We start from the raw sequence: 13,076 nt of genomic DNA, 5'->3' as shown, positions 1-13,076 counted from the left end.
GGTGGCGCCGAGAATTCGAACAGAGGGACAAGCTTAAAAGGCCATCTTGATGATCAACGCGGTCGGGATCATGTCCAAGTCCGGGTAGTCGATGTAGCAGTCTTCGTAAATCTTCGCGCCGTCGCATGGAATGCCGCCGGTCGCCGTATAGACATTTCTGTTTATTTGTTAATCGGTGAGACCGCAAATTTATATCACGTATTTACAAACAATCTCAAAGACAATTTTAGATGCTTCTTTAGTAAATCTATTGGTCTTCAAGCAAAGTTGCGAAGCTGCCTTCCATCAAAGATCTGTCAATCAAGTTTTGGCAGGAATTTGAAATTCCAGATGGAACGCCCCGTACACTACGCCCATCGAAATATTTGGAACCGGTTTAATCGCATCGATGCATGTAGGCCGGTCAGTCCAAACTCCGATTGCCGGGCTGCCAAGCAAATGTGCAAATAAAATTATTCGACGGGCGAATTCCGCTGGCTATCCTTTTTCGGGACGCTTTCGTGCGACCGAATCCGCTTCTCTGGCTTCTCTAATACCCGCCCGAATAGATCGTCGCATTTTCGCCGGTTCACGCCGACACGGTCACCGACGAAGGGACCGCGGCCGGATTGCAGCCCCTTCTTCAAATCCTCTTGAGATTCGTTTGCATCAAGGCGGCGTTGTCCCACCATTGCGCTTTCGACATCGGCTTCGTCTTTCCGCATTTTTTTCAGTCCGGATCAATTTCTCCGATCCAACGCTGCTCACAGGACAGGCCAGTCATCACCCCGTTCACGCGAAGCGCCGCGCCCTTCTTCGGGGCTTGCGCGCCATCCGCGGGCCAGGATCCTTGCGAGCATGACGACCCAATCTTCCCGTTTCATCGAACTCGATTTTCTCCGGGGCCTGGTGCTGCTGATGATCGTCGTCGATCACATCGGCGGCAGCATCCTTTCCCGCTTCACGCTGCACACGTATGCGCTGAACGACGCATCCGAAGTCTTCGTGTTTCTCGGCGGCTATTCGGCGGCGCTCGCGTACGCCGCGATCGAACGCAGGCATACGGCGGCCGCCGCCGCGCGGCGCTTCGTCAAGCGCGCGTGGGAGATCTACCTCGCGTTCGTGATCACGGCCATGCTGATGTTCGCGACCGCCCTGCTGTTCTCGTCGCTCGCGATCGATGCGCCCAACCTCGCTCCGATCGGACTCGACCTGCTGTTCGACGCCCCGCTGCGCACGTTCAACGAAGTGCTGACGCTGCACCGCCAACCGTATCTCGCCTCGGTGCTGCCGATGTATGTGTTGTTCGCGCTCGCCGCGCCCGCGATGTTCCGCATGGCGTCGACACGGCCGCTCGTGCTGCTCGCGACCGGCGTCGCGCTTTGGCTCGGCGCGCGCCGGCTCGGCCTGTATTTGCCGACCGCTGAAGAGAGCCGCTGGTCGTTCAATCCGTTCGCCTGGCAACTGATGTTCGTGCTCGGCGTGCTCTGCAAGCGGCAGCCCGTATTCCAGATGCTGCGCCATGGCCGTTTCGCGCCGCATGTCTCGATGGCCGCTCTCGCGATCGTCGCCGGCGTCGCCCTCTACAAGCTCGTGCTCGACAGCAGTTATCCGCCGGGCGACCTGAAATTCAACCTGGCTTTCGGCCGCATCGCCAACTTCCTCGCGCTTGCCTGGTTCACGGGTCTCGCGATCGAGCGCGGCTGGATCGCGAAGCTCGCACAGCGGTTGCCGGCGGTCTGCACGATCGGCAAGAACGGCTTGATCGGCTTCGTAACCGGCGCGGTCATTTCGCTCGCGCTCGATGCGCTGCTGTACGACCTCACGGGCGGCCTGCTGCACATCCCGCTCGGGCTCGCAGCGGACGCCCTCGCCATCGGCATGCTGCTCGCGGCCGCCAAGACCTTGCCGGGCCTCCTCGCCAGAGGCGGCGCCCTGATCCGGCAGTCGCGGGCCGTGCTGGGCAAGCGCCGCGCACTGAACTGAACCCGGCCCTGTCGCCGAACCGCTTACCTCGCAATGGACTGATCGACATGAAAAAGCAATTCGCTACGCTTCTGGTTTCCCTGTGCCTCACGGCCGGCTTCGCGCAGGCGCCACAGGCCGCTCCCGTGGCCGGCAAGGACTACGAAGTGATGAAATCGCCGCAGCCCGTCTCCGCGCCGGCCGGCAAGGTCGAAGTGATCGAATTCTTCTGGTACGGCTGCCCGCACTGCTATTCCTTCGAGCCGACGCTCGAGGCGTGGGTGAAGGCGCAGGGCGACAAGATCGCATTCACGCGCGTTCCGGTCGCGTTCCGTAGCGAGTTCGTCCCGCACACGCAAATGTTCTATGCGCTCGAGGCACTTGGCGCAGCGGAGAAAGCGACGCCCGCCGTGTTCAACGCGATCCACAAGCAGAAGAACTATCTGCTGACGCCGCAGGCACAGGCCGATTTTCTGGCGACGCAAGGCATCGACAAGAAGCAGTACCAGGACGCGTACCACTCGTTCAGCGTGCAGGGTCAAGTCAAGCAAAGCACCGAGACGGCCAAGCGCTACGACGTGCAAGGCGTGCCCGTGGTCGTCGTGCAGGGCCGTTACAAGACCGGCCCTTCCTACGCGGGCAGCCCGGCCAACGCGGCGCGCGTGCTCGATTTCCTCTTGAAATCCTCATCCCCGTGAACGGAGAGGATTCCTGCTCGGCATTAAGGGTGCGCTGAAGCTGGGATCCAGCGGTACAGCGTGGGAACGGACACCCCAAGGTTCTTGGCTACATCCCGAGGCGGCACGCCACTGGCCAGCAGCTTTCTTGCCGAATCGATCTTGCTGCCCGTCATCTTAGGTTTGCGCCCGCCCTTACGACCAAGCTGCCGTGCGACTTCCAGCCCGGCGCGGGTGCGTTCGATCGTCAACTCGCGCTCCATCTCGGCGAGCCTCCCGGCCGCGCCTCCGCGAGCACCTTGGCCCGGAACTTCAGCGGCAGATCGGCCGGGGGCAGCAGATCGACGTGGACACCAAGCAGTGATTCCAGCTCGTCTTGCAGCCCACCCACGTCAACTCGACACGGGCTTTACCGGTCACGTCTTCGCCTTGATGCACGTGCTGGGCTTCCGCTTCGCGCCACGCATCCGCGGCCGGCTCAACCGTTCGTCACGAGCCGCACCCGCTCGGACGGCATCCGCACCTTGAGCCAGCGTTCGAGCCGCTCCCGGTCCGCGCGCGGCATCGGCTTCGGTGTCGAGAGGGTGAAGACGATCACGCTGCCCGCATCCGGCGCGCTCGCCGCCGGATCCCACTCGGTCGCATCCGAGTACAGGATCTTGCGAATCTGCGGATACTGCGCATGCAGCTCCCGCGCGACCTGCGACAGTTCGGCCCGCTTGGCCGAGGCGCGATCGAGTTCGGTCTGCAGCCGCGCGATCGTCTTGTCCTTGGCGTCGAGATCGCGGTGCGTCACATCGTTCGCCGTCACGAGCTCGCGCACGATGCTCGCCTTCAGCGACGACTCGAGCGTGCTCGTGTCGATGCGTTCGTCGCCCGCCTGCCGCACCACGAGCCGGCTCCCCGGCAAACCGTAGCCGGGCAGCTTGAGCGCCAGCGCATCGAGCTGCCGTTGGTCGGTGCGCTGGCCGACCAGCGTCACGTCGATGAGCCGCTTCGCGGGATCGATCCGCGTGCCCGCGACCACCGTGAGCGGCAGCGAGAGCTCGCTCTTGACGAAGACCTGCGCCCGGGCGTGAAACACCTCCTGAGTCACGAGCCGATAAGCCAGGAAGACGCTGGGCACCGCAGTCAATACGACCGCGCCGAGCACATAGCGCCTGACGCGCTGCTGCATGCTCACGTCGATTTGCGTATGCGGCCGCGCGCGGATCGCCCACGTGACGATCACGGTCGCGAAGGCGATGAACACGCAGTTGATGGAGAACAGGTAGAACGCGCCCGCGACGTAGCCGAGGTTGCCGTGCGCTAGACCGTAGCCCGCGGTGCACAGCGGCGGCATCAGCGCCGTGGCGATTGCCACGCCCGGAATCACGTTGGTCTTTTCCTTGCGGGTCGCGCCGACCATGCCGACCATCCCGCCGAATAGCGCGATGAGCACGTCCCAGATGCTCGGCGACGTGCGCGCGAGCAATTCCGAATGCTCGCCCGTCAGCGGGCTCAGCGAGAAATACAGCGTCGAGGTCGCGAGGCTGATCAGCGTCGCGATGCCGAGGTTCTTCAGCGAGCGCCGGATCAGGACGAAGTCGTAAATGCCGATCCCGTAGCCGACGCCCATGATCGGCCCCATCAGCGGCGAGATCAGCATCGCGCCGATGATCACCGCGGTCGAGTCGACGTCGAGGCCGATCGACGCAATGAAGATCGCCGACATCAGGATCCACAGGTTCGTGCCGCGCAGGCCGATGCCGCCGCGGAGGTCCTGGTCGATCGTGTCGTGGTCGGCCTGCCCTTCGCGCAGGCTCAGGTAGCGGTGCAATACGGCGTGCACCCGATGGGAAAGTCGCATGGATAGTTTCTGTGTGGGATGCCTGCGATTCCAGACTCTTGGAGCCGGCTTGCCAGTCGCGACGCCTCGTCGCCGCCGTAGTATGCGTTGGCCGAATCTGAATTTTCAATCCTATTTATCTATAGGAACTATCCGCAATTTGATCGCTGCGGGAATGCCGCGCCCCGATCGTCGCTATTCAGCAATGCTTGAGAATCGTTGGCTCTCCGCAGCACCGCATTCAGGATCCGTGCATCGATCAAGCTCCGATCGAAAACATTGTCCGACGGCATGGGCGGCACGGAATGCGTGAGAGCGTGCCGAACGGCCCTCTTCCGATTTTCAAGCAAGGATGTACACGATGCAGAAACCCCGATGGTTCAGTAACACGCTTCTGAAGCTGTCCCCGCTCGTCGCCTGTGCGTCGATGATGTTCGCGCAAAACGCGTTTGCGCACGGCTATCTCGTCGATGGGCGCGCGAAGCTGTGCCAGAGCGGCGCCAACAGCAATTGCGGCCCGGTCCAATGGGAGCCGCAAAGCGTCGAAGGCCCGGACGGCTTTCCCGGCACGGCCGGCCCGAAGGACGGCACGATCGCCGCTGCGGGGAACTCGACCTGGGGCGCGCTCAACGAGCAGCTCGCGGATCGCTGGACAAAAACCACGATCAAGACCGGCAAGAACACCTTCAAGTGGCACCATACCGCCAACCACGTCACCAAGGACTATCGCTACTACATCACGAAGCAAGGCTGGAATCCGAACAAGCCGCTCTCGCGCGACGCGTTCGACACCACCCCGTTCTGCACGCTGGACTACGGCATGAAACAGCCGACGACGAACCTGTCGATGGACTGCACCGTGCCGAGCGACCGCTCGGGCTACCACGTGATTCTCTCCGTGTGGGACGTGGGCGACACCGCCGCGAGCTTCTATAACGTGATGGATGCGAACATCGTCGCGGGCGACGGCGGCGGCAACGGCGGCACCCCGAATCCGCCGCCGGTGCCGCAATGGAAGGATGTCGGCGACATCTATCCGAGCGTCGACCTGAAGGCGGGCGACAAGGTCAAGACCCGCGTGTTCAAGTCGAATGGCGAAGTCCCGAGTCTCTCGACCTCGATCACGATCCAGTCCGATACGGACGGCGCACAGAACGCGTGGTCGAAGGCGCTCGCCACGGCAATCAACAAGGCACAACCCGCGTCGCTGATGGCCGGCGTGCTTGGCGCAAACGGCTCGATCCGGCCGGCTGCCGGCAAGAACGAAATCTTCGCGAAGGAAGGCAGCGGCATCAACCGCGTCGAGATCGCCATCGAGAAGAAGCCGTCCGGCGACAACGGCGGCGCCCAGGGCTTCACCGTGACGGCGAAGAGCAGCTATCCGATCGAGAACGGCAAGGCCAGGATCGACCCGTTCGTGACGGTCAACAAAGCCTCGGCGGTGGATGTGCATGTCTTCGACAAGAAAAACGAACGGGTTGGCTTCGCCAACGCGATGATCGAGCGTTCGGGCACCGTCTCCGTCGACGTACCAAGGGCTTCGCCGGGTGAGCACACGCTGGTCGTGAGAGCGAGCGTGCAAGGTGGCGCAACGGAGCAGCAATCGTTCGACATCAAGCTGACGGGCGGCACGGACAACGGCGCGCAATGCCAGTCGGCATACCAGTCGGGAACGGCCTACACCGGCGGCGCGAAGGTCCAGCATCAAGGCAAGACCTACTCGGCCCGCTGGTGGACGCAGAACCAGGAACCGGGCAACCCCGCGTTCACGGGCGCCGACGGCAGCGGCAAGGTGTGGAAGGACGAAGGCGCCTGCAAGTAATCCCGGGCAGCCTTCGGGGCCGATGCTGCGCCCCGGAACCTGGGTCGGCGAACGCCCGCCTCTTCTCGCGGAGAGGCGGGCCAGATTGCCAGATTGACGAACCCCTCGCCTTTCGGAGCGAGGGGTTTTGTCTTGTGCGCCCCGAGTTCGTGCGGATTTTTCTGTGATCGCTACGCCGATTGCGCCCGTGCGCTCGCCGCGAGGTCCTGTTGCTCGAAAACCGCTTTGGCGGCCCATAGTCCGTTCAGGGCCGCCGGAAATCCGGCGTAGACGCTCAGCTGAATCATCGCTTCGACGATTTCCGTTCTCGAAACGCCCACCTTGAGCGCGGCGGCCAGATGGACGTTCAATTGCGGCTGCGCATTCCCGAGCGCGGCCAGCGTCGCGACAATCAACAATTCCCGCTGCTGCGGCGTCAGGCCAGGCCGCAAATGAATTTCGCCGTAGGCAAACTCCGTGATGTATCGCCCGAAATCCGGACAGATTTCCGCCAGGCTTTCGATGACCTGTTCGCCCCTTGCTCCGGTGACCGCCGACAGCCGGTCCCTGCCCCGCTCCGCGTTGCCGTTTTCCATGCGTTTCTCCGTTGTGTGTGAATGAGTCGACAGGCGCCCGCCGCCAGGCTCGTGATACGCCGATGACCGCGGCAAACGGGGAGTCAGCCGTAACGCCGGCAGACAGCGGGCGGCCCGATTGCGACGACGTCACCATGCCCATCGGCCACCGGCGTTGCCCGTCACCGAGCGCTGATGCTCGCCGCCGAAGTTGGTCAGGTAGCTGACCGTCGCGTACACGCTGCCGCGCTTGCTGACTTTCGCCACCACCCCCGCGCCGATCTGGCCGGCCGTCTGGCTCACCGGCGTGCCCAGCGTCGTGCTGCCGCCGAACGTCGTCTGGTCGGCGCTGCCGAACGCGCGCAGCACGTTCGCCCGCAGGTACGGCTTCCAGTCGATCCCCCCCGACGCGAACGCCCATTGCAGCCGCGCGCCCACCCGGGCCAGAAACGTGTTGCCGTTGTTCGAGGTGACGTCCGACACGCCGTCGTTGAACCCGTCCAGTGCCAGGTACTGCCACGTCAGCTGCGCCTGCGGCTCGAGCGTCAACCCGTAGCCGAGCGCGATCGGCAAGCCCGCTTCGACCGAGCCCGTGAATGCGTTGCCGTCCGTCGACCCGCTCACGCCGTCATGCGAGCTCGTTCTCACGGTCAGCGCGCTGCCCATCGCCACGACGTCGGTGTACCAGCCGCCCCGGCCGAGATGCGTCCAGTAGCCGCCCAGGTTGTACGCATTGACGGCCAGCGAGCCGACGCCCAGATCCTGCTGGCCCATCGCGAAGCCGTTCACGTCGCCCACCGCGCGCGAGAAACCGATGAGGAAGCCGTAGTGGTTGCGCTGCCCGTTCGTGCCGTTGTCCGCGTACAGGTCCTGGCCGACCTGCATGCCCCATACCGAACCGTCGAACGACGGGTTCACGTCGCCGCTCTGGCTGAATTCGGCATGCCCGCCCCAGACCCGGCTCCAGGCGGCCGGCACCGAGCCGGTTTCCGTCAGGAGTCCTTGCTCGCCCTGGCGGTCATGGAACGTGTCGATCTGCAGGATGCCGAGCTGGCGCGCGACGCTCGGCGCTTCCGCGTACAGCGGCACTTCGTCGCGATAGAGCGCGATCGGGTCCGAGCCGGCCGCCGGCAGCGACGGCGTGCCTTCGGCGGCGACCGGCGTATCGCCCCCCGCCCCCGGCTGCGGTGCGACGGTATTGCGCAGGTACCAGCTCTGCGACGAGCCGGCGCTCACGCCGCCCTTGGCAAGGAAGTAGTCGTAAGCCCCGGCCTTGACCGTGCCGCCCGCGAGCGCGAAGGCGCTCGCGCTGGTGGTCGCGCCATTGGCCGCCTGCACGACCTGAATGCCGTCGCCCAGCGTCTGCGCGCCCGGGCCGCCCACGTTCGTCACCTTCAGCGTGCTCGATCCGCTCGCCGCGCCGCCGCTGACGATGAGCTTGTCGGAGGCCGCACCGTCGCCCGCGAGGTAGGTGTTCAACGCCACCGTCGCGTTCTGCCCGACATAGTTGCCCGCCACCGTCAGCGTATTGCCGACGCCTGTGCCGCCGATCTGCGCGGTGCCCGCATTGGTCAGGTTGCCGTTGATCCGGAAGTTGCCGGTGGCGCCGCTCGCGAGGCTCGCCAGTGCGTTCCCGACCGAGATCGTGCCGTTGTTGGAGACGTTGCCGGTGACGCTGCCGTAACCGCCGAGCGTGGCGCCCGAGGCGACCGTGACCGGGCCGCCGCCCGCGAGCGCGGCCGAGGCGCTCGTGCCATCGCCGACGATCAGCGTGCCGGCGTCGACGCCCGTGCCGCCCGCGTAACTGTTCGCGCCGTTCAGCGTGAGCGAGCCGGAGCCGGCTTTGGTCAGCGCACCCGCACCGGTGATGTTCTGCGCAATCGTCGAATTGAATCCCTGCGTATCGATCACGCCGTTGTTCGACGTGATCGACACAGCGCGGCCCGAGGCGAGATTGAAGCTGCTGCCGAGCTGCAGCGTGCCGCCGTTGAAAGTCAGGCCGCCCGAGCTCGCGCCGATCGCGTTGTCGGCCGCAATCGCGAGCGTGCCTTGCGTGATCGCCGTGCCGCCCGAGTAAGTGTTGCCGCCCGCCGCCGACGGCGCCAGCGTCAAGGTCCCGGCGCCCGTCTTCTCCACCGCGCCGCTGCCCGCAATCGCCCCGTTGTACGCCCCGTCGCCGCCTTGCGCGAAACGTACGAGCCCGTTGTCCGTGACGGATAGCGGCAGGTTCTGCGAGTTGGCCTGCAAGGTCGCGCCGCTGTTGACGGTCGCCGCGACCGACGCCGTCGTCGTGCCGAGCATGCCCGTCAGGTTCAGCGTGCCGCTTTGCACGAGCGCGGTCGCGAACGTGCCCGTGCCGGCCCACGTCCAGTCGGCACCCGCCATCGTCAGGCTCTGGAAGTTCGTGAACGCGTTCGACGCCGTGCCCGAGCCTTGCAGCGTCACAGCGTTGGTGCCGCCGCCGCCGTTGGCCGCGCCGACGATCTGCGAGCCCGTCTGCAGGATCAGCGTCACGTTGCCGTTGCCGCCCTGGATCGCGGTGCCGCCGCCCCCTTGAATCAGCCCGGCGTTGGTAATCGCCGTGTTGCCGTTGGTCGAGCGCACGCCGATGCCGTTGTTGCTGATGATCTTGCCGCCCGACTGATTCGTGATCGTCGCGGCAAACGAACTGCCGAGCGTGTTGGACACGACTGCATCGACGCTGCCGCTGCTGTCCGCTGTGCCGGTCGTCTGGATCGTGCCGCTGTTGACGAGCGTGTCGTTGTTGCCCTGCATGTAGACGGCAGGGCTGTCCTTGCCGGCCGACGTCAGCGTGCCGCTGTTGTTGATCGTGCCGTTGCCGCCGAGGAGCGACGCCGCGCGCGCGTTGCTGCCCGACGTCGACACGGTGCCGGTGTTGACGATCGTGTTGCCCTGCGCACCGGGATTGCTTTGCCCCCACGCGGCCGTCATCCCGTACGAGTTGTTGCCCGTGGTCGTGATCTTGCCGTTGTTCGTCAGCGTGTTATTGCTGCCGTTCGCGGCGATGCCGTCGTTGTAGGCACCGGTCGTCGAGATCACGCCGGTTGCGAGGTTGGCGAGCGTGTTGCCGTTGTTCACGCCGAGCAGCATCGCGCCGCGGTTCGCGACGCCGGTCCCGTCGCCGGACAGCGTCAGGTTGCCGATGTTCGCGATAGAACTCCCGCTGTCGACCGAGAACGGCGTCGGCGTGCCCGGCAGCGCATAGCTGCCGGTCGCCGTCGAATCGATGCCGATCGTCACGTTGCTGCTGCCGCTCGCGGCAACCACGGACGGAATGCCGGCGCCGGAGCATGTCACCGCGGTGTTGCTGCCCGGGGCCGTGCTGGTGCAAGCGGCCCAGGCGCCGGGCGATACGGCTCCTGTGAACAGGATCATGCTGCCGAATCCGAACTTCCTCGTATTTTTCTTCATTTTCATCTCGACTGGTGGTTTGCGCCTTTTTAATCAATCGGTGAGATGCCGGATTTATATCACCGGAATTTAAATAACTCCAAACACAATTTCAATACCAGCTTAAGCAACATTTTATTCGTTGCGCGAAAATGACAATTGTTTTCATGACCGTTCTGTCAATCCGACCGTTTTGTATAGCATCGAATTTTCCATAGCGAAATCTCGATATAATTTCGAGCCGTCGATATGGAATAGTCTTTATACGACAGGGGGGTCGTTGTATTGCCGCTTGTTCCTGCGCGATCAATGTCCAGACCGCATCGCCACGCCAACGTCGGCGGAATTGCGAATTGCGGGATACGATTAAAATGAGCCCAGGAATGAAGCGGCGTGAAATTTTCTTTATTGGCGATATGACAATATCTTCGTCGGGATATCTTGTTTTTCAATATCTCCCGATCCATGGCTGGTTGTCTGCCGAAGAGACTTGCATGGCCGCATCTGCAACGGATCGGCATTCGGTTTGCGTGTTTTTAGGATTTCGCCGTCGCTGTCGTTGCTCGCACCACCAAGTATTCCCAACTCTTTATTGGAGGAAGCAAGTCAGTTAGTGATATCAAAAGGAGGAGAACTGGGGGCTGTACGCGACCGAGACGGATAACGGACCGGGAGCCGATCGGGCGCTGAAGCCGTCGGACAGCATCGCGATGGGTTCGGCGCGGCACGTCCCGAGGCCGTTTGGCGGCCGGCCTCGGGACGCCGGATTTCGCGGATCGGCCCAACTCACGCGCAACCGCCTCGGAAGGGTTCGCTCAGCGAGCCGCCGAATTCATATCACGCCGCCCAGGCGTTGTGCCGCACCGCAGAGGTCGACCGCCGAGTTCCGCTTTGATGCGCGCCATCTTCTCGGGCGAATCCGCCAGCACGGCATCGATCCCGAGGCACGCCGCCGCACGATAATCGTCCGCATCGTTGACCGCGATCGCGACGATGCGAACCGGCGCCTGCCGGCGAAAGCAAGCCACGGTGGCCGGTGTCCACATCGTGGCCAGCGCATTCGACACGCCTTCGCCAAGCGTGAATTTTTCCGTGACGGTCAGTTTTCTGTGAAGCTCGAAACCGGTCCATATCGGGGCGGCCGGCGCGCTTTCGCAACCCTCGTTGAGCAGGACTTTCACCAGCCTATCTCGCGTGGCGTCGCGCGACTCGAACAGCTGGGCGTCGCGGTACGACGCAAACGCCTGCTGATAGGCCGCGTCGGTCGAGTAGATCGTCACGCGCGGCCATGCGCCGAGTTCGGTCAGCACTGCCGCGACCGCGCGCGCCTGCGGCTCCGCGGGCAGCGCTTTCATATCGAGCATCACCGGCATGCCCGGCGGCAGCGCGAGCAACGCGTCGCGCAGCGTGGGAATGCCGACCGGATGATCTCGATACGGATACGCGCCGTCGGCGTTCTTGAAGGACCAGCCCGCGTTCATTTGCGCCAGCTCCGCCGCAGCGTGGTTCGCGACCGGCCCCGACGACTGGGTCAATGCCGAAAGGTCTGCCGGTCGATACAGCACCGGCACGCCGTCCTTGCTCAACTGCACGGACAGCCATACGGCATCCGCGCGATGGGCGACCGCCTGCCTGATCGCCTCGAGGGTGTTCTCGGGCGCGTCGCCCGTGCCGCCCCGATGCGCGACGACATGCGGCAGCGCGACGGCCGAATCGAGCGGCGGGGCCGCAATCTCGCCTCCTCCACAAGCGGAAAGCGACGCCGCGCTCACCAGCGCGGCGACGATGCGGCGGGATGGGGTATGACCGATCATGCAACTCCTCCATTGATTTCGTGTTCCGGGGCGGCCCGATAGGAGCAAGAACGCGCGTCCCTATCGGCGGCGACGCGGCATGGCACGTCGCCGGCCAGACCTTAGTGGAATTGGCTGCATGCCGGAACACGAGCATTTCCTATTCGTTCCGCCCGTGAATCCTAAATCCGGCGTAGGTCCGCCGGCATGGCCGAGCATTGCGCTCGGCGTGCGGCCCATATCAACGTGATGGAGAAGTGTCGATCAAGCGCGGGGAATGTCTCCTCCTTCCGGACTACTGAATCTGCCTCAGCCGATAGCCGTAGTTGTAGATGGTGGAGATTTCGATCCCGTTCTTGGGCCGCAAATGCAGCACGCGACGCAGCGTGCTGATGTACGTCGAGAGGCTCGCATAATATTTTTTCTGCTGGCTGGCGCGCTCCTCTGCGGTTTCACCGGCTGGCTCGCTGCCCCAGATGTGCGCGACCAGATCCTCTTTCTTGACCAACGCGCCCGAATTCGAAAACAGATAGTCGAGCAGCTTGAATTCGCGTTCCGGCAGGACCTCGTCGAGCGAGCACCCGTCGTCGGTGTCGCCCTTGATGCCGGCCGCCCGGACGTTGCGCGCGGTGCGGTCGAGCGTGAAGCGGCCGATCGTCAGCGTGTCGCTTTGCAGCACGGCCGGATAGTACCTGCGCTTCTGCGCCTCGATTCGCGCAAGCAGCTCCGGTCCGCCCACCGGCTTGATCAGGTAGTCGTCCGCACCGTTGTTCAACCCGGCCACGATATCGGCCTCGCTGTCGTGCTGGGTCAACATGATGATCGGCGTGTCGGGCAGCTCGCCGCGCGCGATGCGCGCGACTTCGATGCCGGGCGTGCCGGGCACGTCCCAGTCCAGGAGCAGCAGATCCAGCTTGTCGCTGCGCATCAGGTCGAGAAACCGGTCGCCGTCGTGCCGGACTCTGACGATGTGCCCTACCCGCCGAAGCTGCTCGGCCAGGATGGAAGCCTGTTCGGGAACATCTTCGAGAATTGCGACGATCATGG

General features: G+C 64.0%; 9 protein-coding genes and 2 pseudogenes. 4 read left to right on the top strand and 7 right to left on the bottom strand.

The genetic code is table 11. The annotated features are described in order from the left end of the window. Window positions 1-452 precede the first annotated feature (452 nt). Complete coding sequence (locus J3489_RS22285; RefSeq protein WP_207001698.1) at window positions 453-704, bottom strand: hypothetical protein; 252 nt, start codon at window positions 702-704, stop codon at window positions 453-455. 133 nt (window positions 705-837) lie between these two features. Here J3489_RS22285 and opgC point away from each other — a divergent pair, with 133 nt between their 5' ends. Both opgC and J3489_RS22275 read left to right on the top strand, forming a co-directional pair. Further along, complete coding sequence (opgC, locus tag J3489_RS22280) at window positions 838-1,965, top strand: OpgC domain-containing protein (protein WP_207001696.1); 1,128 nt, start codon at window positions 838-840, stop codon at window positions 1,963-1,965. A 47-nt stretch (window positions 1,966-2,012) separates the two neighbouring features. Continuing rightward, window positions 2,013-2,642, top strand: a complete 630-nt coding sequence (locus J3489_RS22275; RefSeq protein WP_207001694.1) for a thiol:disulfide interchange protein DsbA/DsbL — start codon at window positions 2,013-2,015, stop codon at window positions 2,640-2,642. A gap of 23 nt (window positions 2,643-2,665) precedes the next feature. Here the strand turns inward: J3489_RS22275 and J3489_RS22270 are convergent. Beyond that, a pseudogene (locus J3489_RS22270) lies at window positions 2,666-2,893 on the bottom strand (helix-turn-helix domain-containing protein); the annotation flags it as partial. 133 nt (window positions 2,894-3,026) lie between these two features. On the opposite strand from J3489_RS22270, the pseudogene J3489_RS38910 reads away from it, so the two are divergent. Further along, window positions 3,027-3,092 (top strand): annotated as a pseudogene (locus J3489_RS38910) (Tn3 family transposase); the annotation flags it as partial. Between the two features lie 7 nt (window positions 3,093-3,099). Here the strand turns inward: J3489_RS38910 and J3489_RS22265 are convergent. After that, on the bottom strand, window positions 3,100-4,470 hold the full coding sequence (locus J3489_RS22265; RefSeq protein WP_207001692.1) for a DUF389 domain-containing protein: 1,371 nt from the start codon (window positions 4,468-4,470) through the stop codon (window positions 3,100-3,102). 340 nt (window positions 4,471-4,810) lie between these two features. On the opposite strand from J3489_RS22265, the gene gbpA reads away from it, so the two are divergent. After that, entirely contained in the window at window positions 4,811-6,271 is a 1,461-nt protein-coding gene (gene gbpA / locus J3489_RS22260) for an N-acetylglucosamine-binding protein GbpA (RefSeq protein WP_207001690.1), read from the top strand. 170 nt (window positions 6,272-6,441) lie between these two features. Here the strand turns inward: gbpA and J3489_RS22255 are convergent, their stop codons facing one another. The 4 genes from J3489_RS22255 to J3489_RS22240 form a co-directional block, all read right to left on the bottom strand. Continuing rightward, entirely contained in the window at window positions 6,442-6,846 is a 405-nt protein-coding gene (locus J3489_RS22255) for a carboxymuconolactone decarboxylase family protein (protein ID WP_207001688.1), read from the bottom strand. Between the two features lie 129 nt (window positions 6,847-6,975). After that, the gene (locus J3489_RS22250; RefSeq protein ID WP_207001740.1) at window positions 6,976-10,221 is read right to left on the bottom strand and encodes an autotransporter family protein; all 3,246 of its coding nucleotides are present in this window, start codon (window positions 10,219-10,221) and stop codon (window positions 6,976-6,978) included. An 830-nt stretch (window positions 10,222-11,051) separates the two neighbouring features. Further along, complete coding sequence (locus J3489_RS22245; protein ID WP_207001687.1) at window positions 11,052-12,050, bottom strand: glycerophosphodiester phosphodiesterase family protein; 999 nt, start codon at window positions 12,048-12,050, stop codon at window positions 11,052-11,054. 274 nt (window positions 12,051-12,324) lie between these two features. Further along, window positions 12,325-13,074: a response regulator transcription factor gene (locus tag J3489_RS22240; protein ID WP_207001686.1), complete on the bottom strand. Its 750-nt coding sequence runs from the start codon at window positions 13,072-13,074 to the stop codon at window positions 12,325-12,327. Window positions 13,075-13,076: the final 2 nt, after the last annotated feature.

The organism is Trinickia mobilis (assembly GCF_017315705.1).
Taxonomy (GTDB): Bacteria; Pseudomonadota; Gammaproteobacteria; order Burkholderiales; family Burkholderiaceae; genus Trinickia_A; species Trinickia_A mobilis.
Note: the sequence above shows the minus strand (reverse complement) of the source record. Positions and strands in the feature narration are given on the sequence as shown.

Bases quoted from the DNA above. Each gene is read 5' to 3' on its own strand.
- J3489_RS22250 (WP_207001740.1), bottom strand. From the start codon at position 10,221: ATGATCCTGTTCACAGGAGCCGTATCGCCCGGCGCCTGGGCCGCTTGC.
- J3489_RS22265 (WP_207001692.1), bottom strand. From the start codon at position 4,470: ATGCGACTTTCCCATCGGGTGCACGCCGTATTGCACCGCTACCTGAGC.
- opgC (WP_207001696.1), top strand. From the start codon at position 838: ATGACGACCCAATCTTCCCGTTTCATCGAACTCGATTTTCTCCGGGGC.
- J3489_RS22245 (WP_207001687.1), bottom strand. From the start codon at position 12,050: ATGATCGGTCATACCCCATCCCGCCGCATCGTCGCCGCGCTGGTGAGC.
- gbpA (WP_207001690.1), top strand. From the start codon at position 4,811: ATGCAGAAACCCCGATGGTTCAGTAACACGCTTCTGAAGCTGTCCCCG.
- J3489_RS22275 (WP_207001694.1), top strand. From the start codon at position 2,013: ATGAAAAAGCAATTCGCTACGCTTCTGGTTTCCCTGTGCCTCACGGCC.
- J3489_RS22255 (WP_207001688.1), bottom strand. From the start codon at position 6,846: ATGGAAAACGGCAACGCGGAGCGGGGCAGGGACCGGCTGTCGGCGGTC.
- J3489_RS22285 (WP_207001698.1), bottom strand. From the start codon at position 704: ATGCGGAAAGACGAAGCCGATGTCGAAAGCGCAATGGTGGGACAACGC.
- J3489_RS22240 (WP_207001686.1), bottom strand. From the start codon at position 13,074: ATGATCGTCGCAATTCTCGAAGATGTTCCCGAACAGGCTTCCATCCTG.